This is a genomic window from Metallosphaera yellowstonensis MK1 (assembly GCF_000243315.1).
Taxonomy (GTDB): Archaea; Thermoproteota; Thermoprotei_A; order Sulfolobales; family Sulfolobaceae; genus Metallosphaera; species Metallosphaera yellowstonensis.
The window spans coordinates 147,940-172,135 of the sequence record NZ_JH597761.1 but is presented as its reverse complement, the minus strand read 5'-3'; the positions used below and the strand labels follow the sequence as shown (position 1 = coordinate 172,135).

Sequence of the window (24,196 nt, the reverse complement as noted above, 5' to 3'; positions counted from 1 at the left end):
ATAATAAACGTTTAATTAAAGCTAGAGAGAAATCTTTTAGAAATTAATTAAATGTGAAATAAGTCGTATTAAAAGTGAAAGAATAAATCTTTGACAACAGCAGTAGTGGGATTCTCCCTTAGGTACCCACGTAATCTAGGCGAAATCTAATAACCGCTGTTAAAGATTTTCATCACTATAACTCTGACCTCCTCCCCGCCCTAAACGGTAGACCCAAAATCATATTATGAAAAATAATTCTGGCAGTATAATATCGACTCATAGCGAATAACAGGATTTATAAGGGTATTAAGAATTCAGTTGTAGAAAGGTTTAAGGTGAGGGAGATGTGGTATTACCAAGTGATTAAGTGAGATGGTAACACCGGTACTCCCTCACCAAAACAACGTTCAACAAATAGGATATAAATTACTTTCCATGCTGAACTTCAAGGGAAAGAGAGGGGAAGAGGTGGCGAGAACCCTCATCTCAGCGTGTTTATGGAACGATTCAGTAGAGAACAAGTCGAGGGCGTACGGCGTGTCCCCACAGACCGTGAGGAATTACGTGGAGGAGCAAGGGGTGGAAGTTATTGAGAAACTCTTGGAACAAGTGAGGAAAATATCCTTGGAGGTACTGAAGGGAGTCAAGGAGATAGACGTCTCAATAGACTGGACGACCAAGACCTGGTACGGGAGACCGGTGGAGGGGCTCGGGAGTTCGGAGGAGGGGAGCTCTTGGAACTACGCAACTGCGACGACTAAAGATGGGAAAGTGCTCCTACTAGCTTTCATCACTCAAGTGAACGGGATGACCAAGGATGAGGTCGTGAAGGCCCTCGTGGAGCAAGTCGTCGCCATGGGGTTCAAGGTAAGGTTGATAACTCTCGACGCGGGCTTCTACACGGTTGACGTGCTCAACTTCGTTTCGCAGTTCAAGTACATAATTGCCGTCCCTGTTGGGGACGTGAAGGTCTACCAGGAGTTCGACGGCGAGTACGAGACGAACAGCAAGAGGCACAGGAGGGACGAGCAGGTCAAGTTCAGGCTCCTCGTGTACAGCAAGGAGAAGGTCAGGAGAAAGAAGAGGACTCTCGTTTACTTCGCTAGGGCTACGAACCTCGACCTACCGAAGGGGGAGGTGTTGAAGTTGTACAACAAGGTGAGGGGTCCCATAGAGACCTCTTACCGGAACATCAAGGCCTTTCTCCCCTTCACCAGTTCCACCAAGTTCGTCTTCCGCACGTTGATCTTCGTGCTGGCCGCGGTCCTCTACTCCCTGTACACCGTGTTCAAGGGGGAGGTGAGGAGGGAGCAGTTCAGGATACTCCTAATACTCTTGTTTTCTGATGATTTATTCTATCTAAAAGATTTTCTATTTAAATCAATAGAACCGCTTATTAATAATATAGATTTATTTTCAAGGAGGTGATTTTGGGTCTACCGACCTGGGGGAGGTCCTCCTCTCCTCCAGGGCCCTCCTCTCGATCTCAGCTATTTCATTTAATAGCACGTCCTTCCCAAGTAACTCGGGGACGAGCGAGGTCACCACGTGATTGAATGAGTGTCTCATGATATGACCTAGCGCTCGTCCCCTTTTCGTGTACTGATGTAGGATCAATTAAGTCACTTTCATTCTATAGAAACAAATAGAAATCGCAATGGAGCCCTGAATCGCCCAAGGGGCGAGGCTTGCCGTTCATTTTGTCACAGCAGTTATGGGACTTTCCCATAAATATCGCCTTGTAATCAAGGTAAAATCTGATAACTGCTGTTACGTTAAAATTCCACGACTGCTGTATGTGACCTTCCCTCAACTGTGTCCTATTATCAAGGGAAATCTAATAGCCGACACCAGAGGTTGACATCCCAACAGAGCACGTCCTAGGGGCTACTCCACTCCACGGCTGGGTTACTCTTTAAACTCACTGATCACATATCTCCACATGGAGCTCAGAGGAAAGAACTGCATCGTCACGGGATCCGGGAGGGGGATAGGCAGGGCGATCGCACTGTCCCTGGCCAGGGACGGAGCGTTCGTCGTGGTTAACGGGAGGAAGAGGGAGGACGAAGCCAAGGAGACCTTGAGGTTAGTCAGGGACGCTGGAGGAGATGGTACGTTGGTCATGGCCGACGTGTCCACCAGGGACGGCTGTAGGAAAGTCGTGGACGCTGTACCAGGGATTTTGCACGTCTTGGTGAACAACGCAGGTCTGGGGCTCTACTCTCCTTTCAGGGATCTTAAGGACGAGGCGATAGTGAGGCAGGTAAACGTCAATTTCCTCTCGGCCCTCTACTGTACCCAAGAGGCATTGGCCAAGATGAGGGAGGGAGTCGTAGTGAACCTCTCCTCAATCACGGGACTGATGCCGAGCCCCGGGCTCTCGGTCTACGGGGCCATGAAGGCCGCACTCATATCCTTGACTAAGACCCTGGCGGTGGAGTTAGCCCCCATAAGGGTCAACGCGGTCGCCCCAGGGGTCGTGAGCACGAAGATGGGGGAGAGCCTCCTGGACATCTTGGGGGAGGGGTGGGAGAGGAGGAATACTCTCACCGGGAGGGTAGTGGACCCTGAGGAGGTCGCAGACGCGGTCAAGTTCCTGATTAGAAACGACTCAATCACGGGGGAGGTCCTGACCCTGGACGGTGGGACTACCCTCGTGGGAAGGCTCACGAGAGGTGAGAGGCCCTGACCTACTCCCTCGTCGTGTACGACCCCGACCTGGAGGCCTGGGGAGTGGGGGTGGCGAGCAAGTTCCTGGCGGTGGGCGCTGTGGTCCCTCACGCTAAACCCAAGGTGGGGGCGATAGCGACACAGGCCATGGCCAACGCCAAGTTCGGACCCCTGGGGTTGGAGATGCTCAAGGAGAGGACCGCCAAGGAGGTGGTGGAGGCGTTGATAGCCTCCGACCCCCTCAGGGAACAGAGGCAGATCGGGGTCGTGGACAGGTTCGGGAACCCCTACGCCTTCACCGGTGGGAAGTGCAAGGAGTACGCTAACCATATCCTTGGGAATAACTTCTCGGTTCAGGGGAACATACTGGCCAGTCCAGAGGTACTTGAGGCCATGGCCAAGGAGCTAGAGGGGAGGGGGCCACTCCACCTCAGGGTGTTGAGGGCCCTCGAGGCCGGCGAGAGGATGGGAGGAGATAGGAGGGGGAAGCAGAGCGCTGCCATACTGATAGTCAAGGAAGGTGCCGGACCTGGGGGCGGGGACAAGTACGTGGATATCAGGGTCGACGACTCACCTGAACCCGTGGAGGAGCTCAAGAGGCTCATGAAGATGTGGGAGTCCTACTTCCTGACCAGGATTTGAGCTGAACGAAGATGTGATGTCGCTCGGGAGGGAAAAGACCGTAGGGTACATCACTGGCAGTGATTAGCCTGGGGCTCCATTGAGTGTCGTGGGAGACTGTAACGCTTCTACGTAACTACTGGTTATTTTTAATCATCTAAATATCGTTTTGACGAGTTGTGTTTATATAGTATCACCGAAGTAGTTTTTATTGATCCCCCCAACTGATGACGGGCACTGCTCACGAGGTTTGGGGAGTGATAAAAGTGTGGATGGGAGGGTATTGAAGTTTCCCTCGACCAGCCCCAATGAGTTAAGGGTGACCCTGTATGATCCCTTAAGAGGGGTGCCCGTGGTGGAATTAGAAGTAATTAAAAAGGAAAAGTTACGCCACGGGTAAACACTCCTCTGCTCTGCGTTGTGCTCACCCTCGGCTTACTGGTCCTCACTCTCAATCAGCAACTTGAGGAATCCCTTCCCAGCAGTTGTGGGACTTTCCCTTACAGCAGTTATTAGATTCTGCCTTGACCTCAAGGCTACACCTAACGAGAAATCCCATAATTGCTGTCCCTTAAATATCGCCCTGTTTTCAAGGGAAATCTGATGAGTGCCCCCTTCCTCTTCACGTTCAACCCAGATCCTACGTCTGTTATTACTTTCGTATTCCTCAACGTTCTCCTCGAGGTGTTTTACTTGGTTCACTAGATCGTCCTTTCGCCTGATCGACACCCTAGCATAAAGTATAACTTTCCTCCTCTTAACAATACCCATTAACCTCTCTACGTCCTCCCTGAACCTCCACTTCCCGGTCTGTACTACAGGTTTAATGTATCCCTTCTTAACATATTCTCTAAGTGTTACATAGGATATTCCTAAGCGTTGGCGGACTTCCTTAGGCCTCAGCATCATATGAGTGTTTATGATGAAATAATATAAACTTTAAGGCCTTCTGAAACTGCTGTACGGTATTTGGAGGCGGTCGAGGTAAGGAGAACAACAGTTATCAGATTTTACCTTGATTACGGGGCGCTAAGGGAAAATCCCACAGGTGCTGGGAGAAGTTGCGTAAGGTCGCGGTCTGTTATAACTTTCAGTTTGCTCTCCTTTTCATCTTTGGGAGTTAAATTACCATGATAGTGAAAAAAGTTAGGGGAGTAGTAGTGTCGTTCCCCTCAAAGGAATTCATGGAAGAAATATTGAGAGAAGCAAAAGTGAGGCCAGAAGAGATTGAGGACGTGGGCGACAATTATAGAACTTTTGTATAGGCATTAAGACTAAAGTTAATTATTTTTGTTGCTGCTGTTGCTTAATTTCTTTCCTCCATTTATCGATTAATTTTTCTATTTTTTCTATTTTATCTTGATTCAAGGTCCCTAGCGTACTCTTCAAGAGTAATATGAAGGTATCTATGTTCCTATTCTCCAACGATAAATAAATATCCAGTGCCGACTTCAAGCTCGCCGGAGAGATGTTGAACCTGACTAGCCTATCTTTTTCTTTTTCAAGTTCTTCTCTCAAATAACTTATGAGATTTCTTATCTCTTCTTTTTCGTCCTGGCTCAAATTGTACTTCTTGAGAAACATATCTAAGTCTTCCGTACCTTTTGGATAATTAAAATAAAAGCTAACAAACCTCCTGGCAAGTGCATCACCCACGTAAAATAGGTTCCTGGCATCGGTCAGATTCATAGTGGAGATAATCCTTATCCTCCTCAGTGGTTCGCTCTCCTTGCCCTCCCTCTCCAGTTCCTCATAAATCTTAAGGAACTCCTTTGCGTACCAGTCAATCCTATCCTCGTAACTCTTTATCTCATCAATTAAGGCCCTAGGAATAAACCAGTCCTTCGGATCGCTGCTGGAGAAAATGGTGAATAGTTCCCCGAAAGCCTTATCCACGTCGGCTCTATTTATTTCATCTATAATAACGTAATAATTGCCCTCCTTAACTCTTGAGGCCTTAACGTATGCTTGAATCAGTAGACCGCTCTTCCACATTACAGAACCCTCCCTTACGCTCTCTCCACCTATTAAATTCCTCCTAAACCACAGGGAATTCGCTGTAAATACGTTTACGCACTCGTCGTGGCCACTCAGAGACCTTGCCAACTCCATAGCTAGTTTTGTCTTACCTACCCCCGGTGGACCGATAAAGAGAACGTTACCCCTCTCCAAGGACTTCACAAAAACGTCGTTCATAGCTTGCGGTAAGTACAAGTCCTCCAAATTAATCTCTACTTTAGAATTTTTGCAATTTATTTGACGTTGATTGGAAGTCTCTCCCACTTTAGATATTAGGTATTTCCGGGGATAGACTGGCGTAAAATTCCAACGTGGCTTTAATTTCATCTTTTTTTAATGAAATGAATTGCTTAACGCTATTTATTGCCTTTTGATTGTCTCTTGTATAACAGTTGTTGGCTTGAGTGTTAATACCTTCTAATTCTACGCTATCTCCTTGCCAAGCATCATTTCCAGAGAAGTTTTTCCTTATGCTTTCATGCAACCAAAATACCTTGATCCTAAACCTAGTAACCCAAAACTTATCTTCTTCACGCCAACCAACAAAGTTCCTGATCGCGTCTGTCTCTACGTCAGTTACTAAACCGAATCCTATTACACCTAGGCCTGTAATCCTCAAAATTGCCACTAATATTCTCTCGTTAGAAGGCAGATACTTACTTCCTTCTGTTTTAACGTAGGTGTCTTGATACCTTGCAATAATTCCTGAAGTTGAGTTCCTGTCTCCGGATCCCCACAGGGTGTAACCTGTTTCACCCTTGATTGAATAGCTTATGGCTGAGGCCCAGTGGTCTTTATGGCCTATAAAAACACAGGGAAGAAATTTATTGTCCTGAACGTAACTTAGGAAAGCCTCCGCCGCCACCTCAGGGTTCCCGAAAAGCTTGTCAAATTGGGGCCTAACTGCCAGCCATTTACCGTACATAGAGTGCAGTATTAAGGAAAGCTTAAATTATTTTTCCCAAAATTTTACCAACAATACGTAAATTTTCTTCAACATCTCTTAGAGGATCAATAATTGCCATGTAAATTAAGTGAGAGTTATAATAAAAGTCTAAGAGAAACTCTTTCTCCCTGACCATTTTATCCAATTCCCTAGTGGCACTGTCCTCTGCGTCATAATTCATTTGGCCATCTTCCAAACCCGGGTAAACCAAAACGGTGACTTCAGGATCGTACTCGTAAGTGTAAGCCATCACTTTAAACCTGCCCATCGTGATGTAACTCACTGAAGAAGAGTACTTACACTCGAATATTACGGGCTTAGGGAGTCTATCCCTATCATCCAACGAAATGTCCGGCCTTCCCTTATATCTCTCTACGTCCTCCGTGTCGTCAACTTTTCTCAGGGAAGACGTCGAAAGGGAAGTGTTAAATATGAGCCTAATGAGTCTGTTATCCTTCTCAGCGAAGAATTCCCCGTCCTTTCTGATGATATCATATCCCTTACCGTCCAAGTAATTCACCACAAGGTAAAATACGTAAAGTTCATAAAGTTTCCAGAGAAGGAATTTTATAATTTTCTTTTCGGTAACTGCACCTTTCTCCCTGGTTCCTACCTTGATGCTTTCAATTCCTTTAATTAAGAAGTATGCCTTATAAGCTCTCATTAACCATTCTGGGTCGATGTAGGAAGGTTCCCTATAATAACCGTTGGGGAATCTCTCCTTTAAATCGTTCAATTCATCGAGTTTCTTCTTAAAATTTTCGAGAAAATTAAAATATTTCGGCACAGCGTCGTTATCGACATATTTCAGTCCTTCAAGTTTCTCTTGAACCAGGTGGTAAATTCTCCTGAGCAAGTAACCTAGGATTGAGAACTCGGGAGCGTTAAGGCCTTCAGTAAAGTTATAATAGGCTACCATATTCATTGAGTAAACTTCTATTGTCCTAGGTACATCGAGCTCCCCTAGCAGTTCTTGCGAGTACTCCACGGAAGATTCCCTGTACGTCAGTCTCTCCTTTAACGCTTCCCTTGCTGAGAGTACTGCGTCCTTTGTAACTAGATAAATAATGTAAAAGTAAATGTAAGCAAGAGTATAATCATTTACTGGAACTTCCGTAGTGCCTTGAAACAGGGGGAGAAGTTTTTCAACATCAATGATTCCCTTGTATTGTAGGTAGTATCTTCCTATTTCGTTCAGCAGTTTTCTATCTCGTCTATTCACATGTTAAGCTATAACGGGGAGTAATTAATACTTTATAGCACACATGCTTCATGTTCTACCTGCTCTGGAGTGTTCATACATGATCTTATTGGATGTGATAGCGACATGAGACGCCTGAATTGCCTCGACCCCCTCTAGGGAGGCTTGGTTTAGGCTGAATCCTTTCTCACGTTAATAGAAATCTTTTTATATCTGTTTATAACGAATTTTCGTTGATAAATAATGATCTCTCACACCGATGTGGGCTATGCCCAAAAGGGTGGGAGTGATTGCAGAGATGTGAGCCCCGTGCCGTTGGGCTCGAAGGAGTCCCATGACCCACCTACCTTAAGTGGGTGGTTGAGGGCTAAGTCCCTACACTCGATCATGAATGAACATAAAATGATTGAAATGAGAGTGTAGGGATAAACGGGAACTCCCCGGAGAAGTGGGACTTCTCCACTATCGTCGAGGATGGGTAGTAGTCCAGCAAAGTTACGCTCCTGGCCACCACGCACTGCATGATCCTCCGTCACGGTTATTGAGAACCTCACTCCCCCTCTCGTCCCTTACCACGTGTAGCAGATATTAGATTTACCTTGAAAACAGGGTGGTAATTAAGGGAAAGTCACGAAACTGCTTCACATGTATAACCAGATCGTCTATGATATTGAATTCTCCGCTGAGTTCTCCCGTGATCTCCCTATAGCAGTTATGGGACTTTAACGTAACTTAAAGGTTTTCATCAGCCCAGACGGTCCGCCTGAACGACGCTCGAGAACATGAGGAACGCCTCCACGCTCCTCAGGTTAAGCTCTCAGTTCCCCGACGACGTTGTTGATGGTGAAGATCGTGAGGTAACCCTGAAGCCCCCCAGAACGAGGAGTCCCAGGGCCTTGACGTCCCTTGGAGGTCCTCGATCTCCGGCCAGGTAGGCCTCCTCGATCTCCTCCCCGCTGAGCGAGAGGTCGGTAGTGTAGAGGTACCTGACGTGTGTCCTGGAGTCATGTTCGTGGAGCAACTTTCCCAACGCCTCCAGCAGGTTTGTGTAGTCCAGCCCGAACGTCTCGGCCGCGTTCCTCACGCTGGCCCTCCCACCTACCAGGACCGTGAGGAACAATGTCAATTAACCTTCCTGCTCCTCCCGTTCCTCCTAACCACGCCCAGCCTGTTGACCGCCTTGACGGCCTATCCCTAGCGAACTCGATCTGTCCCTTTCCGCACCTTTTCAGCAGGACGACGTCGAAAAACTTCTCACAATACCGACTTCTCAGTATTACCTCCCTAAGATTCCCATAACTGCTGTGATTGAAATGAAAGTGTTAGGGACAAACGGTTGCGAGGGTAGGCTCTGGGTTGGGGGTTGGGAAGTTTACCTCAGGTCTGGAGGTGATGGGATCACCTAACCAAGGCCTAAGTTCCCGGCCAATCCTGTTTGAAGACTACGTGATCTAGATACTGCATTCGCGTATCTCACCTCTCTTAGGCAGTGTTCTAGGATAATCTCACGACCGCCGTGAGTGTGGGAAAACGCGAAACGTGACTCTTGACTCCACACGATTTTTTACCCCCTCCACCAACAGCTAACCGTGGAGAGAGAAATAAGGCAGTTGGCCTCGAAGTTGAGGGAGCTGAGGCACCTCCTACCCAGGGAGTTCTTCGACCTGACCTTTACGGAGCCTGGGGAACCGGAGATCGGTGAAACTGAGATCGTCTCACTGACCCCGCAGTTGGCCCCTCCTAAGGGCCTGAGGTTCTCCTACCTGGACTCGTCCACGAGGTTCTTCAGACTCCAGGGACTCGACGTCGCAGTGATCACCCTCCACATGGGCGGAGGGAGAACAGTTCAGGTACCCATCCACGGGGGGAAGTTCATCTACCTCAGGAGCAGGCTCGAGGTCCTCAAGGGACTTGAGCCCCTTTCCTTCGTCCAGGTCAAGGACAGGCTGGGTAAGTACTACACGCAGGAGTATAAGGCTGATAACATAGGCGATGAGGGGAGGGTCACCCTGGAGAACTCGGCACTACAACAGTGCCGTGACGTGACCCTCCTGGACGGACCCCTCCTGGTTACTGCAGTCTTTGGCGGACACTACGGTCAGGTCATGGACGCCCTCAACCAGGAGAGGCTCACCGTGATCAAGGGGAGGGAAGTGGTAGGGGTGGTGAAGAGGCTGGAGTACAGCCACTGGCTCTACAGGGCACTACGGGACAAGTTCACCGGGAAGGTCAACGACGTGACCGTGCTAGACCTACTTCACACCAAGTACGGAGGGGAGGTGTTCGGTCCCTTCCTGCTAAGGCATAGGGTCGATAGGTACGCCTATTACTTCAGGGTCGAGACGGTGAAGGGACCCTCGTACTTCAGGGTCGAGAGCCTGGACAGGGAACTGCTGGAGAGGGTCGCCCCAGAGCTCAGGAGGAGGTTGACCGCCAACGGTATCCCTTACGAGATAGAGTTAGCCGACAGGATCTCCAAGAGGTTGTCAGCCTCAGCCTACCTGATCCTCTTCCAACACCTCAGGGACATGGAACTTCACTACGACACTAGGCTCGGGGTGGACCAGGCCCTCAGGGACCTGGAACCTTGAGGAACACCTCGTTCAGGTCGTAACTTGAGACCAAGGCAAGTCCCGGAGGGGCCATCTTCATCACACTGGAGTACTTCTTGAGCCCCATCCTCTCCAGCACCTCCTGGGAGGTCCTGAACACCACCCTCGTGTTGGCTAGGGTCAGGACCAGGTCGTTCAGGTCCTCGGGTTTGTGAGTGGCCATAACGAACCCCAACCTCCTCACCCTGCCTAACCTCATGACCCTGTTGATCAGGGACTCCAGGGCCTCCCTGTCGGTCACACCGGAGGACGGGAAGTACTCGTGGGCCTCGTCCACGAAGATCGTGGTCCTCCCCAGGTCCTCCACACCGTAGGCCAGATTGTGTTGTTGGAATACCCTGTGTATCACCAGGTAGGCGACCGAGGAGTAGGCTATAGGCGTCTGGGAGAACTCTAGGGCACTCCTCAGGTCCACTACGACGGTATCCTCCATGAACACCTCTTTCCAGGGAGGTTCGCCTCTCTCCTCGTCAAACATCCCTGACTCTGAAAGGAGAAGGAGCACCCTGTGGATGTTGTTTATGGTCTGGGGAGCCAGGTTGTACTTACCGGCGAGGGAGTTTATCGATTTCCAAAGTCCTGCGTCCGGACCGTACCCCTTGAGCGTGGAACCGCTCAACTTGGGACCCAGGACAGGCCAGAACAGGGAGGCCTGCTCCGAGAAGAAGGGAAAGATCCTGTGGAGTTCCCCTATTTCCTGTTTCAGGCTGAGGGAGAACGGGACCACCCTCACGGCAAAGTCCTGGCAGGTTATGAGCTCTCCCGCCTTACACTCTTGGAGGTACCTCGCCCTCACGAACTCGGTCTCGGTGAGGTCATTCTTCTGGAGGTAACTGGAGAGGGCCTGGGTGACAGGTAACAGGACTGCCTTGTCCTTCTTAACCCCCACGTAGTCCCCCTGGAGGTCTAGGATAAACGCCCTCCCCTTGAGCTCGGTCAGGAGGTGTCTCAGGAAAGTCGTCTTCCCGGAACCTGTGGTACCTACCACAACCACGTGTCTGTCCAGCAAGTGTTCCGGGAACCTGACCTGTATACTCGTCTCCTCACCCGAGTACAGGTTACCCAGCACTATCCCCTGAGATGGGAGGGAGAGCATCTTGGACACCAGCCCTGGGTCAGGGATCAACACCGGGGACTGTGGGTCGACAGGTGAGAGGGGGGAGGTCACCACATCGTCCCTCATCTCCGAGATCAACTCGAGCTTCACCCTCAGGGGAGTCTCGACTGTAGAGGGGTCCTCAGGAGGCTCCACGGCAGGTACCTTGGCCATGCTCAGGACGTCCTCCCTCTCCAGGGAGACCACCCTTCCTAGGACCAGGGAGTTGGAGACTAGGGCGTAAACCGCTAGGAAAGTCCCTATCCTTATCCTTTCCTTGACGTAGTTACTGAAGGGTACCTCAAGTGGAACCACACCGCTTTCCGAGGACACAGAGGAGGGGCTAGACCTCGACACCATACCTATGATCTTACCGTACTTCCCGGCCTCGGCTTTCGCCCTCTCGAGGAGTTCCGACACGAGTATCTCTCCACCTGCGGGTTTATATTGAATGTTGCTCCCCGTGCTTTGTGAGTTTTTCCGATACCCAAGGTTATAAACGGCAGTTATCAGATTTTACCAAGGAAAAGTTACGCCACGGGTAAACACTTCGCCCTCCCTGTCTCCAGAGGTTTGGAAAAAGTATAAATGGGCGCTCCCCCCACTGGCCACATGAGAACTTTCCTACTGTTCCTCCTCGTGGGTTCGGTGATCCTGAGCTCGACTGCAGTGTACTGGGGACTCTTGCCAGCTCTCCAGAGCCGAGGCTCAGGTCACGGCAACACTCCTCCAGCCCAGCTCACGCTTGAGGTGAACGCCACAGACCCCCAGGCAGTCTCGATCAACGTCACGCTTTTCACTCCTGGGAACCTGACCATCTATCCAGGTCCCAGTAGGTTCCTCACTGGCCTCCCCTCCGCTAGGATCCAGGAGTTCACCCTGGTCTCGGGTGAGGGGAGTTGGGTCGTGAACGTGACCTTTCCGGCAGGACCGTACGTGGGTCAGGGCTGTGGTCCCAACCTCTACCCGGTCGCCGTGTACATCATGAGGGGAATATATACACAGGAAAACTACACCCAGGGGAAAGGGTTGTACACCTTCAACCCCACGATCATGATGTGCCCTGCGATCTACATCCAGGTGAACAAGATCATCCTACACGGTTATCAGGGTGTGGACTACCTGACTCCCCTGCTCGAGGTCAACGGTACTCCGGAGTTCGGGCAAATGAAGTTCTCGACCCAGTTCCACTACACCTTGTCAGGCTACTACGCCTTGGGGTTCCATCCCTTCTCCGAGGAGCCGGGGTGGTATACGGTCGTGGCGGTGGACTATTTGGGGCAGGTCGTGACCCAGAGCTTCTACGTGGGTTGAGCTCGGTGCCTCCCTAAGGTTGAACTTGGGACGCCATCCAGCTCTATTACTGAACGTATTGCAGATGAAACACTGCAGTTATACTCTAATGGTGGGTACACCTTCAGGACAGAGGCACCCGCAGGGATCGGGACTCTCCTCATCTCCACTCCCTATTTCTTGGAGTTTAAAAAGTGAGAATCCTCGACCCGAAATACGACAATCTCCTCGTAATCAGTGGGAGTTAGTGAAGGTGACTCGAGTCGTCCCCGATCACCTGGGGATCATTGGTTGTAGACCAGTGGCGAACCACGTTCCACCTCTCGGACTTTTACTATACTTTTTTAAGTCTTCCTGAAAGGAATATTACCATGATATGGCGTAGGAAGAACAAGAAGGACAAGGAGGAGGAACGGCCCGAGCCCCGTGGGGACTTCATATTCGAAGTGGAGGAGATGTTAAACCACTTCATGAAGATCCAGGAGGAGATGTTGAAGGACTTAGTCAAGTCTGGGGGAGAGATCTACACCAGGAGGATAACCTTGGGTCCCGACGGTCAACCTAAGGTCGAGGAGTTCGTGAACGGACAACCCGCGAACTCTCTGAAGGGCCACCCTCTGCTCCAGGAGAGCGGAGAGGCTGAGGTGATAGAGTCCAAAGACAAGGTCGTAGTCACGTTGGAGATCCCTGGGGTCAAGAGGGAGGAGCTAAAGGTAACACTTAAGAACAAGGTGAAGCTGGTCGTGGACAAGGCAGGGGAGAGGGTTGAGGTCAACCTACCGGGACCTGTGGAGCCAGAGTCGGTGAGACTGAAGAACGGGGTACTAGTGTGTACCTTCAGGAAGGGGTACAAGGAGAGCGTGGAGGAGCTCAAGGTGGAGGGTTGATCCAAGTCAATGCTCCCCGTAAGTTATCATCTAGTTTGAACTTAGGTTGCTGTTAGGGTTCTACAACTCCCCCTCGGACATACTACTGAAATTGAAAGGATCAAGGGGAATGCAGCTCCCGAGAGGTTTTGGGGGACTGAAAGGCGAAGCTATAAATATGTACCTTCTATTAGCCCATATATGTTTCATAACCTAAGGTTTATACCTCAGGTTTCCCACACCCCCTTATGAAGCTGAAGCCAGGCGACACGGCACCAGACTTCGAGGCCGTAGACGAGAACGGGGAGAAGGTCAAGTTGTCGGACTTCAGGGGGAAGTTCGTGGTCCTCTACTTCTACCCAAAGGACGACACTCCAGGTTGCAGGGCTGAGGCCCTCTCATTCAAGGAGAACTGGGACGAGATAGTGAGGAGGGGAGCGGTGGTCCTGGGAGTTAGCTCGGACACCCCAGAGTCCCACAGGGCGTTCAAGGGGAAGTACGACCTGCCCTTCAGGCTACTGAGCGATGAGGAGAACAGGATAAGGGAGCTGTACGGAGCCAAGGGGTTCCTGATACCCGCCAGGGTGACCTTCGTGATAGGTCCCGACGGGAGGATCCTCCACGTCTATTCGTCGCAGATGAACCCGACGTCTCACGTGAGGGAGGCACTGAAGTTCATCCCTGAGTCCACCGGGTCGTAGCAGTAGAGAGAGCGGAGATCCTAGTGTTTACCCGTGGCGTAACTTACCTTCTTTAATTACTTCTAATTCCACCACGGGCATCCCTCTTAAGGGATCATACAGTCACCCTTAACTCATTGGGGCTGGTCGAGGGAAACTTCAATACCCTCCCATCCACGATCTTATCACTCCCCAAACCTCGTGAGCAGTGCCCGTCATCAGTTAGGGGGATCAATAAGAACTACTTCGGTGATACTATGTAAACACAACTTGTCAAGACGATATTTAGATTATTAAAAATAACCAGTAGTTACGTAGAAGCGTTACAGTCCCAGTTAAGCGTCTCAATTCGGTTCGCCCCGCGAGTCCTTCCCCACTTTCCCTGTCTCTTGCAGAGGCATCTTGGAACCCTCCGGATCACGGGATTTCCCGTCGTGCCCTATCCATACTGCTCTAGCCGGCCTCCGGAGGGAAGCAGAACTGCGATCAGCAGTTATCTGACCTTCCCTTAATTGACGTCTTCATCAAGGGAACTAATAACTATACGACAGCAGTTGTGGGATTTTTCCTTAGGTAGCACCCTGTAATCAAGGTAAAAACTGATAACTGCCGTATACGATCACTCAATCGAACCCCAGTAACCACTTCCACACCTTCCTGACCTTGACCCCCATCACATCCCCCTCCTCGTCCAGGGTCAGGAGTTTCGCCTCGACCTTCTTCCTCCTCAGCACCTCCCTTAAACCGTCCAGTTCCCTCTCGTCCGCAAGGTTGTAGGTGACCTGGTAAGCTTCCCTGACCTCGTTATCCCTGACCACCAGGAAGTCCACCTCTCTCTTCCCCCTGTAGTAGAACAGGCCACCCTCTCCATACCTCCTCCTCAGCTCGAGGTAGACCACGTTCTCCAGGAGTGACCCCAAGTTCTGGTTCAGTCTGTAGCCCACCACGTTGGAAAGGCCCTGGTCGACTGAGTACACCTTCCTCTCCCCCTTGACCATCTCGGAGAAGGAAGGAGAGAGGGGAGGGAGGAAGTAGACCAGCATGGCCTCCTGGAGGCAAGCTGTGAATCTCTCCACCGTCCTCAGGGGGATCCCCAGGGACCTCGAGATCCTCCTGAGGGAGACCCTGTTCCCGACGTTGGTCACGTAGAAGAGCGAGAGGGCCCTTAGCTTTCCGACCTCCCTAATCCTACAACCCTCGACCACGTCCCTCCCCAGGATATCGTCGTAGAGCTCCATGAGGATGCGTTCCTTGAGGTCGCTCTCCACCACTGCTGGGAACCCTCCATACCTGAGGTACTCCAGGAACAGGGTCTTTAACTCCACCTCCCTGGCCCTGAGGTCTAGGGGTGACCTAAGCGAAAACCCCTTGAAGAGCAGGAACTCCCTGAAGGAGAGAGGGGTGACCTCCAGGGACACGTGTCTCCCTGCGAGGACCTCCTTGACCTTACCCTTCCTCAGGGCTGAGGTCGACCCTGTGACAGTCACGAATGCCTCCTTCCTGTCTACCAACGACCTCACGAATCCCTCCCAGCCCCTCACCCTCTGGACCTCGTCCAGGAAAATGTAGGGCCTCCCCTTAACTCCCGTCTCCTCTCTGTAAACGTCCAGGAGTTGGAAGAGCTTGTTGGCATCATCGAGCTCCCACAACCTCGAGTCCTCAAAGTTAACTATGAGCGTGGAGAGGGGGTCGACTCCGGTCTCTAGGAGCCTCTTGACGACCTGGTTCATTATGGTGGACTTACCGCTCCTCTTGACACCGACCAGGTCTGCGACGAAACCCGACCTCAGTACCTTGAGCACCTCCTCGGTGTACTCCCTTGGATGGCCGGTGAACTGTTCCTTGTACCAGAAATTCCAATCGATCAACGCCCTCATCACTTTCTCCCTGTCCATGGTTAAGTATATGAGTCAAAAACACATAAATTTGACTCACGTGTGAGTCATCTTCACGTAAACTTGGAGTGGATAGCCGGAGGGGCTCGGAAGTGTTGGGTTCCCTGAGTACAAGTGATCCCGACGGAACCAGGAGAAGGGTCACGCTAGGCCAGGAGCTGGTGGGACCGGTCTGCCGAACGTTAGTTAGGCCTTCCCTAGGCGTGGGGCCGGACGAGGGGTATGAGGGATGGTGTTGAACACGGGTCGTGAGAACTCAACGAGTGTACTGCCCCTATACTCCCTATTGCCAAAGAAGAGACCGAGTTTGAACTTATTCTACTATTCTACCAATGTCCTTATACCCAACTCTTTAAGCCTCTCTATCAGCTCCTCCAATGGTCTTCTTCCTTCCTTCGTGGCTCTTCTGTACAGTCGCCTTAGGTAGTCCAGGTTCTCCGAGATCTTCTCCTTCTCCAGCTTTCCCTCCTTAGCCATTGACACTGCGACCGACCATGCGTAGAGCGACACCTTAAAGTATCTGTTCTCCGTCAGTCTTACGATGTGGTCCACGCTCATTACACCTCGCTCTACGAGGGTCCTGAGGACTTGCAAATCCTGATCAGTGACTGAAAGGTTTGGCTTCTCCAGTAGCCATAAGTAACGGTCTAGGTACCATCGCAACTCCTCCAGGTCTAATAATTGAAATAGCTCCACTGTCACTCTCCAACCCTTAAGGGCCGGGCACTCTAGATACATCGAATTGTCGTAACACCCACCATGGTCTAAAAGTTCGTAAAGGTAATTCAGCTTGTCTCTCACCGTGTCCTCACCAACTAGGCCAGGTCTCATCAGCCTCGGGGTCACTTCCCAACAAAAGGCCCTATAGAACATGTCCCGGCTTCCCAGTCCCATGATCAGGAATCTGACCTTCCCTCTCAGCTGTTTCCTGTTAATGATACCCCTATCGAGGAGGGAGAGCGATACTTCCAAAGCTCCCTCCTTCACGTATAAGTCCCCACTATAGAACAACAGGAACAGGAACCGTAGTCTCGATTTGACGACCTTTTGTTCAACGAGACCCGCGTCCAAGAGTTCAATGACGCCTTTCCAAAGACTCGGTAGCTCCTCGTCTCTATTCAGGGCTTCTAACATCACGTCGTTGAGTTCTCCAACGATCCCCATATCCTTCAGCTTTAGGATGACCTTCACGACGTCCGACATGGTGAAATCTTCTCCCCGTTTAAAGAATGAGTAGAGGAAGCGAAGTCTCCTCTGAATAGACTTAGGGCTCACAATCCCCTTATTCAGGAGATCCAGGGCAGTCTCCCAAGCCTTAAGTCTCAACCAGGGGTCACCAGCCCTAAGTAATTCCAGGAAGTACTTACGTCTCTTCACCAGGACGTCCCTGAAATCGAAGTCCTTAAGTTGTTTCCAAGCCTCTAACCTCGCCCTGAGTTTCCTGGACTCTAGGACGAGGAAGAACCTATTCCTGACCTCTCCCTCTATTACCCCCGCGTTCATCAGTCTGACCACGATACTCCAAACGCCGTCGCCCAATAGGAAAGTTTCCCCGCGTCTCACCAAGAGGTATAGATACTTCAATCTCTTTCGGAGCTCATCAGCGTCTCCTACACCCTTTTCCATAAGTTTTGACGCTATTTCCCAGGCTTCAGCCCTATCCGTCTCAAATGAACTCGTCAGGAGCTCGTACAAGTAAGGGAGTTCCTGCTTTAAACTCTTCGGAGAAATCTTACCCCTCTCTAAGCGTTTCAACGCGGATCTCCAGGCCTCGATCCTAAGGTTTTTGTCCTCATCCTCCAGGTCCTTTAAGTTCATGTAGTGAAATTCTCAAGGAGAAATATAAAACATGATCGCAAGACGGCTTGATGGCCCGGCGACATTGTAGGGTTGTGGGTAGTTACGAAGCCCGTGACTACCGGACCGTCGAGTAACGGATCCCACGTTCAGATCAGTTGATAGCCGGGACCGAACCTTCGGACCGTTCGACCACATGTTTTTAAATCGTTACAGATAGAACATTACTATCATATGACGTAGGAAGAACAAGAGGGATGACAGAGGACCAGAATTGGAGGGCCAGGACGACCTCATCTCCAGGTCATTATGGGAATCTCGTTTCCCACGTAAAAACGAGATGAACGAAATAGGGAAAAGGTCTGGATAACGCAGGTTTCTGTAAGAGGGTTCTGGCGAGGGTGAACATCAACATATAAATGACAGCAGTTATGGGATTTCTCGTTAGGTGTAGCCTTGAAGTCGAGGCGAAATCTAATAACTGCTGTAGGGAAGTTGAACGGCCTCACTAAGCACGTAAAGGATCACCCTCAGGAAGGAGAGAGTACAGGAGAGGTCACATCACGAAGGGAGTGTGACAACTGAATACGAGCTGATGTTCCCCTTTACGTCCTTGAACTCTGGGAATCCATGGAGGAGAGACTGTAACGCTTCTACGTAACTACTCGTTATTTTTAATCATCTAAATATCGTTTTGACAAGTTGTGTCTATGTAGTATCACCGAAGTAGTTTTTATTGATCCCCCTAACTGATGACGGGCACTGCTCACGAGGTTTGGGGAGTGATAAGATCGTGGATGGGAGGGTATCGGTGTTTCCCTCGACCAGCCCCAATGACTTAAGGGTGACCCTGTATGATCCCTAGGAGGGGTGCCCGTGGTGGAATTAGAAGTAATTAAAGAAGGTAAGTTACGCCACGGGTAAACACACATAAAAAGGGCTTAGGGGGCCTAGGAACTCATCCATCGACCTTCCTTCACCTCTCGTCACCCTGTCGAGATCCGAACCAAGAGAACCGGCCTTCAACCCTGCGTCCTCATGCTCTCGAGCTCCTCACAGGTCTCGAGTATCAGTTCCCTCCACTCTCCCCCGACCTCGAGGCACCACTTCATCAGTGGCGATACCTCGGCGAAGCTCAGGACCTTGGCCCTCAGGAGAGGTATCAGGGTTGCGTACCAGGAGAGGGCCCTCACCGTCTGATTATCCGTGACGAGGAGTTGGAGGAAGCACCGTACCCTCTCCCTCACCGATTCCCTCCCCAGGCCGTCCAGGAACCTAGGGACCGAGTTCCAGGCCCTATACCTGCTCCCGTGGTCCGGGTGGCACAACGCCTCTAGAAACCAGGAGGTGGGTAAGCCCCTCGACTCCATCAACCTCTCCACGGCCCTCCAGGCCTCGTGCTTCACGTCCCTGTCTTGGCTTGAGAGTAACTCCCACAGCCTCTTAAGTTCCTCCTCCCCCGGCGTCCTCAGGGAGGAGAGGAACTCCAGGTCGTTCTCCATAGCATTAATTAACCCCGTAACCTTATTACTCTTCCGTTCCCATCCACTTGGAAACTTCAAGTTTGTTCAAATCTTTTTGATTATTTATGAAAATAGTGCCGACTATTCCCTAGGTCATACCGTTACTTTTTCCCTTGTTCCTGAACTCACCTGAACAGTTTTAGCCTAGTCCCTCTCCCCGACCCACCGACCGCATTGACCGGATCTCCGGTTGGGGAATTGTAAATAATAGATCCTGATAATTTAAAGTATTCCCTCCCAACTTCAAAACTCTAGAGGACGAATTTATATACGCCCTCCACGTAATTTATGATAGATACACATGTTAAGAATCATCGTGTCCATCAAGCAGGTTCCCGACGCAGATGACCTGAGGGTTGATCCCATTACCAACACACTGGTGAGGGAAGGGGTGCCGGCCGTGGTGAACCCTCCGGACCTCCACGCCATAGAGGAGGGAGTCAGGCTCAAGGAGAGGTACGGAGGAAAGGTGACCGTGATCACCATGGGCCCACCTCAGGGTGAGTCGGCACTGAGGGACGCGTTAGCGATGGGCGCGGACGAAGCCTACCTGATCACCGATAGGTCCATGGCCGGGGCCGACACTTGGGCGACCTCCTACACCATCTCCAGGGCGGTGCAGAAGTTGGGAGGGGCAGACCTCTACCTGTTCGGGAGGAGGGCGGTCGACGGAGAGACGGAGCAGGTTGGACCTCAGACGGCTAAGTGGCTGGGAATCCCCGTGGTGGGTTACGTCAGTGAGGTGAGGGAGGTGAAGGAGAGGAGCGTGGTCGTGGTGAAGTCTACGGAGAGCCTCGAGGAGGTGTTGGAGGTTCCCCTACCGGCAGTGCTCACGATACTGGAGACGGCAAATAAGCCCAGACAACCGGACATAAACTCGCTCATAAGGGCGAGGACCGCAAAGATCCCCAAGTTGACCAGGGAGGACATAGGGGCTGAGCCGAACAAGGTGGGGCTGGCCGGTTCTCCCACCAAGGTCATAAAGGTCCAACCTCCGCCCAAGACCAGGAACCCGGAGATAAAGTACGTGGGCAAGGACCAGGACGTGATCGACTGGCTAGTACAGAAGATAAGGGAGTCCCTGACCGAGGACTCTGGACAGTCACTCAAGTACGAGAGACCCAAACCCAAGGCCAAGACCGAGAGGGAGGTCTGGGTGTACGTGGACCACGTGGACGGGGAACCCAACCCGGCCTCCTGGGAGATCATGGGGGAGGGCAGGAGGATAGCCGACCTCATGTCAACCTCCCTATCGGCGGTGGTGATAGGGGATAGGGTCGACAAGGTGGTGGGTGAGGCCTTCCAATACGGTGCCGACAAGGTGTACCACGCTAGGACCAAGGGCTACAACCTCTACGATAACGACGTCTTCACTCAGGCCCTCTCCAGGCTCGTAAAGAAGTACTCCCCAGAGGCGGTGCTGTTCCCTGGGAGCAGGAACCCCAGGGAGTTAGCCTCCACGACTGCCATAGCTGTGGACACTGGGTTGATAGCTGACTGCACCAACTTCGACGTGGACGAAAAGGGCATACTGCACAGCACGAGGCCCGACTTCGGGGGGAAGGAGATGTCCACCATCATCTGCCCCAACCACAGGCCGGTCATGGTCACGGTGAGGCCCGGGGTCTTCAGGCCCCTCCCCAGGACGGAGAGGAAGGGGGAGGTGATAAGGGAGGAGGTGGAGGACCTGTTCACCAGGTTCAAGGTCCTCGAGACCAGGAAGGTGGAGAGGAGGAACGTCCTCGCTGAGGCCGACGTAGTCGTGGGCGTGGGTAGAGGTATAAGGGATCCCGAGAACATAAAGCTCGCCGAGGAGTTGGCTGAGAAGTTGGGGGGAGTGGTTGGAGTAACGAAGCCCCTGGCAGACTCGGGCTGGTACCCCAAGGACAGGCAGGTGGGACAGACCGGGGTAACTATAAGGCCGAAGCTCTACATAGCACTGGGCATTTCTGGGGCGGTGCAACACCTGGTCGGGATAGCCGGAGCAAGGAAGGTGATAGCCATAAACCTCGACCCCGAGGCTCAGATCTTTCAGAACAGCGACTACGGTGTAGTGGGGGACCTGTTCCAGGTGGTCCCTGAGTTGCTGAGGAGGTTGTGAACATGTACGACGTGGTAGTCGTAGGAGCCGGGCCCGCAGGGAGCTCCGCAGCACTCAGGGCAGCTAGGGCAGGTGCCAAGACCCTCCTCTTGGAGAGGGGGCCTGAACCGGGTTCCAAGAACGTGTCCGGAGCGATGGTCAGGGTCGGGGAGATAGCCAAGGTCTTCGACGTCTCAAACCTCCCGGTGGAGAGGGAGGTAAGGAACTTCAGGCTCTCCTTCCTCTCCCAAGAGGGGGAGGTCAAGGTCGAGGTGAGGCCTAGGGAGAGGTTGGTAAACGTGGGCAGGCTCAAGCTGGACAAGTGGATGGCGAACCAGGCGGAAGCAGCCGGGGCAATCCTGATAACCAAGACCACCGTGACCAAGCTGGCCAGGGAGGCAGACGGGTTCAAGGTTATCACGGAGAGAGGGGAGGTGAAGGCAAGGTCTGTGGTTCTGGCCGAGGGGGTCAACGCCCTGGTGGCCATGGGCTCCGGGCTGAGGGGGGAGTTGACTCCGGAGGAGGCGGTGCAGACAGTAAAGGAAGTGTACTCAGGTAACAAGGACGAGGTGAGCAAGAGGTTTGGCCTGGGGGGAGACCAGGAAGGGTTGGCGGTGAGGTACCTCTTCACCGACCCTGTGCCCGGTGCCGCGTTCCTCTACACCTACAGGGACTCCATAGCCTTCGGGATAGGGGTGCACATGTCCTCCCTCATAAGGCACAAGGTGAGGCCCCAGGACGTCCTGGAGGAGGTCGAGAGGAGGCTAGGGATCCAGGAGGTGGTCAAGGGTTTCTCGCTAAGGGAGTACTCGGCCAAGGTCATCCCGGAGGGGGGTTACCCCAGTTGGAGGCCCTGTTCCTCCTCCGTGTTCATGGCCGGGGACGCCTTGGGGCTGGTGAACCCGGTGACCTTCAACGGGATAGGGCCTGCAGTGCTCTCAGGTGCCCTGGCCGGTGAGGCCGCTGCCAAGGGGATGGAGTGCGAACAGTTCGAGAGAGCCCTGAGGGAGGTGAAGGAGGTGAAGGAGGTGGTGAAGTTGAGGCCCCTGATCCGGGAGTTGCTGGAGGAGGACACCCTGAGGTCTTACGTGGACATGGCCGTGACCACTGCCTCCTCCTGGGTCTCCGGGGAGTTGAACCTGTCGGCGGTGAAGAGGAACTCCTGGAGACTGTTCAAGCACGTGATCCAGTTCATGGGGGTGACAGCATGAGGGTCGAGGAGAAGCTCTATACCTTGAGGTACAAGAGGGACGAGGAGTCGCACCTCAGGATCCTGGACAACGCCACCTGTGCCAGGTGTGAGCAGGAGAACGGTAGCCCACAGCCCTGCATCACCGTGTGTCCAGCTAACGTGTACACGTGGAGCAGGGGTAGGATGGTGGTGTCCTACGAGAACTGCGTCGAGTGCGGGGCCTGCAGGATCGCCTGTCCCTTCCACAACATAGCCTGGAGCTTCCCGAGGTATGGGTTGGGGATGGCGCTCAGGTACGGTTAGGGATTAGGAAGGTTTTTTAATATCCTCGCGAATATTTCTTTATGATAGTTAAACAGTTGATATCCAAGGAGATAGTCAGGGTAGGGAAGGACGCTACCCTGAGGGAGGTAGCTAAGGTCATGAGGGAGAAGGACGTGAGCTCGGTGCTCCTGACCGACGGGGACGAGGCGGTGGGCATAGTCACGGAGAGGGACGTGACGGGTGCAGTAGCTGAGGGGTTGGACTACAACACCCCTGCCGAGAGGTTGGCCAAGAGGCCCCTCATAACCATAGAGGGTGAGAGGAACGTGTACGAGGCCCTGGAGCTCATGGGGCAGAAGAGGATAAGACACCTGGTCGTGACCGAGGGAGGGAAGCCCGTGGGGATAGTGTCGCTGAGGGAGGTGGCTAACGCCATAGGGCTCATGATGGCCGAGGAGAACAGGTACTGATTGCTAGGTATTTGGAAAGCAATGGAGTTTTGTTAGAAAGGGATTCAATTGCTCCTCTTAACTTGACGGGCGATTCAGGGCTCCATTGCGATTTCTATTTGTTTCTATAGAATGAAAGTGACTTAATTGATCCTACATCAGTACACGAAAAGGGGACGAGCGCTAGGTCATACCGTGAGACACTCATTCAATCACGTGGTGACCTCGTTCGTCCCCGAGTTACTTGGGAAGGACGCGCTATTAAATGAAACGGCTGAGATCGAGAGGAGGGCCCTGGAGGAGAGGAGGACCTCCCCCAGGTACGTCAGGGGAAGGAGGTGAGGAGGAGGGGTTACGCCAGGTACAGGTTCCTGAGGGGGTTCAGGGTCTCCCTACGGGGGGTCGCGTACGGGTTGGAGTGGATCACGGTGAGGTTGCCCGTGCTGTATAGGGGAGAGGGTGAGGACGAGGGTGGAGGAGGAGTTGCTCAGGGAGGAGGGGCTGGTGCTCAGGGCCCTCCTCCTGCCCGTGTTGGGAGGGAAGTTGAACGCCGAGCTCTGGACCCAGGAGCTGGAGGTGAGGGGGACTTCAAGTACGTGGTCGTGGACGGGAAGTACGTGAAGTTGAGGGGAGGGAGGAGGGGGTCCTCTTAATCGCGTTGGGACTCACTGACCACGGTGTGAGGGCCGTGCTTGACGTGGTCCTGACCAGGGAGGAGGACGTCGTGAGCTACTGGGACCTCCCGGTGAGGCTGTGGAGGTACAACCTCACCCTGGTCGTAGCCGACGGGGTGAAGGCCCTAGACACGGCAATCTCCCGCTCCGGGATCAAGGTCGCGAGGCAGACCTGCCCGGTCCACCTCAAACGGAGGGTGGACAGGAGGGTTAGGGACGCGCTGGACCTCCTCCTCTCCCTCGCCGAGTCCGTCCCCACCCGCGGCTCTCCTCTCCTACCTCCTCGCCCCCAGGGAGGTCCCTCCTCAGGTCAAACAACCCGACCAGCCCTTCAAC

The 24,196-nt window shown here is 52.4% G+C and carries 21 protein-coding genes and 6 pseudogenes; 16 read left to right on the top strand and 11 right to left on the bottom strand.

The features are described from left to right. Positions 1 to 354 precede the first annotated feature (354 nt). Positions 355 to 1,410, top strand: a complete 1,056-nt coding sequence (locus METMK1DRAFT_RS01640; protein WP_009070121.1) for an ISH3 family transposase — start codon at positions 355 to 357, stop codon at positions 1,408 to 1,410. Positions 1,411 to 1,425: 15 nt separating this feature from the next. Here METMK1DRAFT_RS01640 and METMK1DRAFT_RS17075 read toward each other — a convergent pair. After that, positions 1,426 to 1,551 (bottom strand): annotated as a pseudogene (locus tag METMK1DRAFT_RS17075) (IS256 family transposase); the annotation flags it as partial. 373 nt (positions 1,552 to 1,924) lie between these two features. Between METMK1DRAFT_RS17075 and METMK1DRAFT_RS01635 the strand changes: the two are divergent. The 3 genes from METMK1DRAFT_RS01635 (at position 1,925) to METMK1DRAFT_RS01625 (ending at position 3,673) form a co-directional block, all read left to right on the top strand. Then, positions 1,925 to 2,671: an SDR family oxidoreductase gene (locus METMK1DRAFT_RS01635; RefSeq protein ID WP_009070116.1), complete on the top strand. Its 747-nt coding sequence runs from the start codon at positions 1,925 to 1,927 to the stop codon at positions 2,669 to 2,671. Next, positions 2,668 to 3,294 (top strand): DUF1028 domain-containing protein, encoded by a 627-nt coding sequence (locus METMK1DRAFT_RS01630; protein ID WP_048087327.1) that lies wholly within the window; start codon positions 2,668 to 2,670, stop codon positions 3,292 to 3,294. Before METMK1DRAFT_RS01635 ends, METMK1DRAFT_RS01630 begins: the two co-directional genes overlap by 4 nt. A 190-nt stretch (positions 3,295 to 3,484) precedes the next feature. After that, on the top strand, positions 3,485 to 3,673 hold the full coding sequence (locus tag METMK1DRAFT_RS01625) for a hypothetical protein (protein ID WP_009070112.1): 189 nt from the start codon (positions 3,485 to 3,487) through the stop codon (positions 3,671 to 3,673). A gap of 205 nt (positions 3,674 to 3,878) precedes the next feature. Here the strand turns inward: METMK1DRAFT_RS01625 and METMK1DRAFT_RS01620 are convergent. Beyond that, a pseudogene (locus METMK1DRAFT_RS01620) lies at positions 3,879 to 4,179 on the bottom strand (helix-turn-helix domain-containing protein); the annotation flags it as partial. Positions 4,180 to 4,403: 224 nt separating this feature from the next. Between METMK1DRAFT_RS01620 and METMK1DRAFT_RS19390 the strand changes: the two are divergent. After that, entirely contained in the window at positions 4,404 to 4,538 is a 135-nt protein-coding gene (locus tag METMK1DRAFT_RS19390; protein ID WP_009070109.1) for a hypothetical protein, read from the top strand. Between the two features lie 19 nt (positions 4,539 to 4,557). Here METMK1DRAFT_RS19390 and METMK1DRAFT_RS18695 read toward each other — a convergent pair whose 3' ends face one another. The 3 genes from METMK1DRAFT_RS18695 to METMK1DRAFT_RS01610 all read right to left on the bottom strand — a co-directional run bounded on the left by METMK1DRAFT_RS18695 (position 4,558) and on the right by METMK1DRAFT_RS01610 (position 7,157). After that, positions 4,558 to 5,454, bottom strand: coding sequence for an AAA family ATPase (locus METMK1DRAFT_RS18695; RefSeq protein WP_245544515.1), 897 nt, complete (start codon positions 5,452 to 5,454; stop codon positions 4,558 to 4,560). Between the two features lie 103 nt (positions 5,455 to 5,557). Continuing rightward, complete coding sequence (locus METMK1DRAFT_RS18690) at positions 5,558 to 6,217, bottom strand: hypothetical protein (protein WP_009070105.1); 660 nt, start codon at positions 6,215 to 6,217, stop codon at positions 5,558 to 5,560. 22 nt (positions 6,218 to 6,239) lie between these two features. Next, entirely contained in the window at positions 6,240 to 7,157 is a 918-nt protein-coding gene (locus METMK1DRAFT_RS01610; protein WP_245544514.1) for a hypothetical protein, read from the bottom strand. A gap of 525 nt (positions 7,158 to 7,682) precedes the next feature. Between METMK1DRAFT_RS01610 and METMK1DRAFT_RS01605 the strand changes: the two genes are divergently transcribed. Further along, the gene (locus METMK1DRAFT_RS01605; RefSeq protein WP_009070100.1) at positions 7,683 to 7,862 is read left to right on the top strand and encodes a hypothetical protein; all 180 of its coding nucleotides are present in this window, start codon (positions 7,683 to 7,685) and stop codon (positions 7,860 to 7,862) included. A 595-nt stretch (positions 7,863 to 8,457) separates the two neighbouring features. Here the strand turns inward: METMK1DRAFT_RS01605 and METMK1DRAFT_RS19830 are convergent. After that, positions 8,458 to 8,671: pseudogene (locus tag METMK1DRAFT_RS19830) on the bottom strand (IS701 family transposase); the annotation flags it as partial. 357 nt (positions 8,672 to 9,028) lie between these two features. On the opposite strand from METMK1DRAFT_RS19830, the gene METMK1DRAFT_RS01595 reads away from it, so the two are divergent. Continuing rightward, positions 9,029 to 10,030, top strand: a complete 1,002-nt coding sequence (locus METMK1DRAFT_RS01595) for a DNA double-strand break repair nuclease NurA (protein ID WP_009070094.1) — start codon at positions 9,029 to 9,031, stop codon at positions 10,028 to 10,030. Here METMK1DRAFT_RS01595 and METMK1DRAFT_RS01590 read toward each other — a convergent pair. After that, the gene (locus tag METMK1DRAFT_RS01590; protein ID WP_009070092.1) at positions 10,011 to 11,567 is read right to left on the bottom strand and encodes an ATP-binding protein; all 1,557 of its coding nucleotides are present in this window, start codon (positions 11,565 to 11,567) and stop codon (positions 10,011 to 10,013) included. The two genes, METMK1DRAFT_RS01595 and METMK1DRAFT_RS01590, sit on opposite strands and share 20 nt — an antisense overlap. A 192-nt stretch (positions 11,568 to 11,759) precedes the next feature. Here METMK1DRAFT_RS01590 and METMK1DRAFT_RS01585 point away from each other — a divergent pair, with 192 nt between their 5' ends. The 3 genes from METMK1DRAFT_RS01585 (at position 11,760) to METMK1DRAFT_RS01575 (ending at position 14,007) form a co-directional block, all read left to right on the top strand. Further along, the gene (locus METMK1DRAFT_RS01585; protein WP_009070091.1) at positions 11,760 to 12,461 is read left to right on the top strand and encodes a hypothetical protein; all 702 of its coding nucleotides are present in this window, start codon (positions 11,760 to 11,762) and stop codon (positions 12,459 to 12,461) included. Between the two features lie 350 nt (positions 12,462 to 12,811). Beyond that, entirely contained in the window at positions 12,812 to 13,327 is a 516-nt protein-coding gene (locus tag METMK1DRAFT_RS01580; protein ID WP_009070089.1) for an Hsp20/alpha crystallin family protein, read from the top strand. A 227-nt stretch (positions 13,328 to 13,554) separates the two neighbouring features. Beyond that, a complete protein-coding gene (locus METMK1DRAFT_RS01575; protein WP_009070088.1) occupies positions 13,555 to 14,007 on the top strand; it encodes a peroxiredoxin in 453 nt (150 codons plus the stop codon). Between the two features lie 27 nt (positions 14,008 to 14,034). Here METMK1DRAFT_RS01575 and METMK1DRAFT_RS15945 read toward each other — a convergent pair. The 3 genes and pseudogenes from METMK1DRAFT_RS15945 to METMK1DRAFT_RS01565 all read right to left on the bottom strand — a co-directional run bounded on the left by METMK1DRAFT_RS15945 (position 14,035) and on the right by METMK1DRAFT_RS01565 (position 17,699). Further along, positions 14,035 to 14,221, bottom strand: a pseudogene (locus METMK1DRAFT_RS15945) (hypothetical protein). Between the two features lie 388 nt (positions 14,222 to 14,609). Next, entirely contained in the window at positions 14,610 to 15,881 is a 1,272-nt protein-coding gene (locus METMK1DRAFT_RS01570; protein WP_009070087.1) for an ATP-binding protein, read from the bottom strand. A 321-nt stretch (positions 15,882 to 16,202) separates the two neighbouring features. Further along, positions 16,203 to 17,699 (bottom strand): hypothetical protein, encoded by a 1,497-nt coding sequence (locus tag METMK1DRAFT_RS01565; RefSeq protein ID WP_009070086.1) that lies wholly within the window; start codon positions 17,697 to 17,699, stop codon positions 16,203 to 16,205. Positions 17,700 to 18,414: 715 nt separating this feature from the next. On the opposite strand from METMK1DRAFT_RS01565, the pseudogene METMK1DRAFT_RS15940 reads away from it, so the two are divergent. Further along, positions 18,415 to 18,602: pseudogene (locus tag METMK1DRAFT_RS15940) on the top strand (hypothetical protein). A 98-nt stretch (positions 18,603 to 18,700) separates the two neighbouring features. Here the strand turns inward: METMK1DRAFT_RS15940 and METMK1DRAFT_RS01560 are convergent. Continuing rightward, positions 18,701 to 19,180: a hypothetical protein gene (locus METMK1DRAFT_RS01560; protein WP_009070084.1), complete on the bottom strand. Its 480-nt coding sequence runs from the start codon at positions 19,178 to 19,180 to the stop codon at positions 18,701 to 18,703. 316 nt (positions 19,181 to 19,496) lie between these two features. Here METMK1DRAFT_RS01560 and METMK1DRAFT_RS01555 point away from each other — a divergent pair, with 316 nt between their 5' ends. The 5 genes and pseudogenes from METMK1DRAFT_RS01555 to METMK1DRAFT_RS01535 all read left to right on the top strand — a co-directional run. Further along, positions 19,497 to 21,302 (top strand): FAD-binding protein, encoded by a 1,806-nt coding sequence (locus METMK1DRAFT_RS01555; protein WP_155812246.1) that lies wholly within the window; start codon positions 19,497 to 19,499, stop codon positions 21,300 to 21,302. 2 nt (positions 21,303 to 21,304) lie between these two features. Then, on the top strand, positions 21,305 to 22,492 hold the full coding sequence (locus METMK1DRAFT_RS01550) for an NAD(P)/FAD-dependent oxidoreductase (protein ID WP_009070080.1): 1,188 nt from the start codon (positions 21,305 to 21,307) through the stop codon (positions 22,490 to 22,492). Beyond that, complete coding sequence (locus METMK1DRAFT_RS01545) at positions 22,489 to 22,776, top strand: ferredoxin family protein (protein ID WP_009070079.1); 288 nt, start codon at positions 22,489 to 22,491, stop codon at positions 22,774 to 22,776. Before METMK1DRAFT_RS01550 ends, METMK1DRAFT_RS01545 begins: the two co-directional genes overlap by 4 nt. Positions 22,777 to 22,817: 41 nt before the next feature. Next, positions 22,818 to 23,207, top strand: a complete 390-nt coding sequence (locus METMK1DRAFT_RS01540; RefSeq protein WP_009070077.1) for a CBS domain-containing protein — start codon at positions 22,818 to 22,820, stop codon at positions 23,205 to 23,207. A gap of 174 nt (positions 23,208 to 23,381) precedes the next feature. Next, positions 23,382 to 24,196 (top strand): annotated as a pseudogene (locus METMK1DRAFT_RS01535) (transposase); the annotation flags it as partial.

What these genes read in the sequence shown, in the direction of transcription:
- METMK1DRAFT_RS01640 (WP_009070121.1), top strand. Translation starts at nt 355, where the DNA reads ATGGTAACACCGGTACTCCCTCACCAAAACAACGTTCAACAAATAGGA.
- METMK1DRAFT_RS01635 (WP_009070116.1), top strand. Translation starts at nt 1,925, where the DNA reads ATGGAGCTCAGAGGAAAGAACTGCATCGTCACGGGATCCGGGAGGGGG.
- METMK1DRAFT_RS19390 (WP_009070109.1), top strand. Translation starts at nt 4,404, where the DNA reads ATGATAGTGAAAAAAGTTAGGGGAGTAGTAGTGTCGTTCCCCTCAAAG.
- METMK1DRAFT_RS18690 (WP_009070105.1), bottom strand. Translation starts at nt 6,217, where the DNA reads ATGTACGGTAAATGGCTGGCAGTTAGGCCCCAATTTGACAAGCTTTTC.
- METMK1DRAFT_RS01610 (WP_245544514.1), bottom strand. Translation starts at nt 7,157, where the DNA reads ATGGTAGCCTATTATAACTTTACTGAAGGCCTTAACGCTCCCGAGTTC.
- METMK1DRAFT_RS01605 (WP_009070100.1), top strand. Translation starts at nt 7,683, where the DNA reads ATGATCTCTCACACCGATGTGGGCTATGCCCAAAAGGGTGGGAGTGAT.
- METMK1DRAFT_RS01585 (WP_009070091.1), top strand. Translation starts at nt 11,760, where the DNA reads ATGAGAACTTTCCTACTGTTCCTCCTCGTGGGTTCGGTGATCCTGAGC.
- METMK1DRAFT_RS01580 (WP_009070089.1), top strand. Translation starts at nt 12,812, where the DNA reads ATGATATGGCGTAGGAAGAACAAGAAGGACAAGGAGGAGGAACGGCCC.
- METMK1DRAFT_RS01575 (WP_009070088.1), top strand. Translation starts at nt 13,555, where the DNA reads ATGAAGCTGAAGCCAGGCGACACGGCACCAGACTTCGAGGCCGTAGAC.
- METMK1DRAFT_RS01570 (WP_009070087.1), bottom strand. Translation starts at nt 15,881, where the DNA reads ATGGACAGGGAGAAAGTGATGAGGGCGTTGATCGATTGGAATTTCTGG.
- METMK1DRAFT_RS01565 (WP_009070086.1), bottom strand. Translation starts at nt 17,699, where the DNA reads ATGAACTTAAAGGACCTGGAGGATGAGGACAAAAACCTTAGGATCGAG.
- METMK1DRAFT_RS01560 (WP_009070084.1), bottom strand. Translation starts at nt 19,180, where the DNA reads ATGGAGAACGACCTGGAGTTCCTCTCCTCCCTGAGGACGCCGGGGGAG.
- METMK1DRAFT_RS01550 (WP_009070080.1), top strand. Translation starts at nt 21,305, where the DNA reads ATGTACGACGTGGTAGTCGTAGGAGCCGGGCCCGCAGGGAGCTCCGCA.
- METMK1DRAFT_RS01545 (WP_009070079.1), top strand. Translation starts at nt 22,489, where the DNA reads ATGAGGGTCGAGGAGAAGCTCTATACCTTGAGGTACAAGAGGGACGAG.
- METMK1DRAFT_RS01540 (WP_009070077.1), top strand. Translation starts at nt 22,818, where the DNA reads ATGATAGTTAAACAGTTGATATCCAAGGAGATAGTCAGGGTAGGGAAG.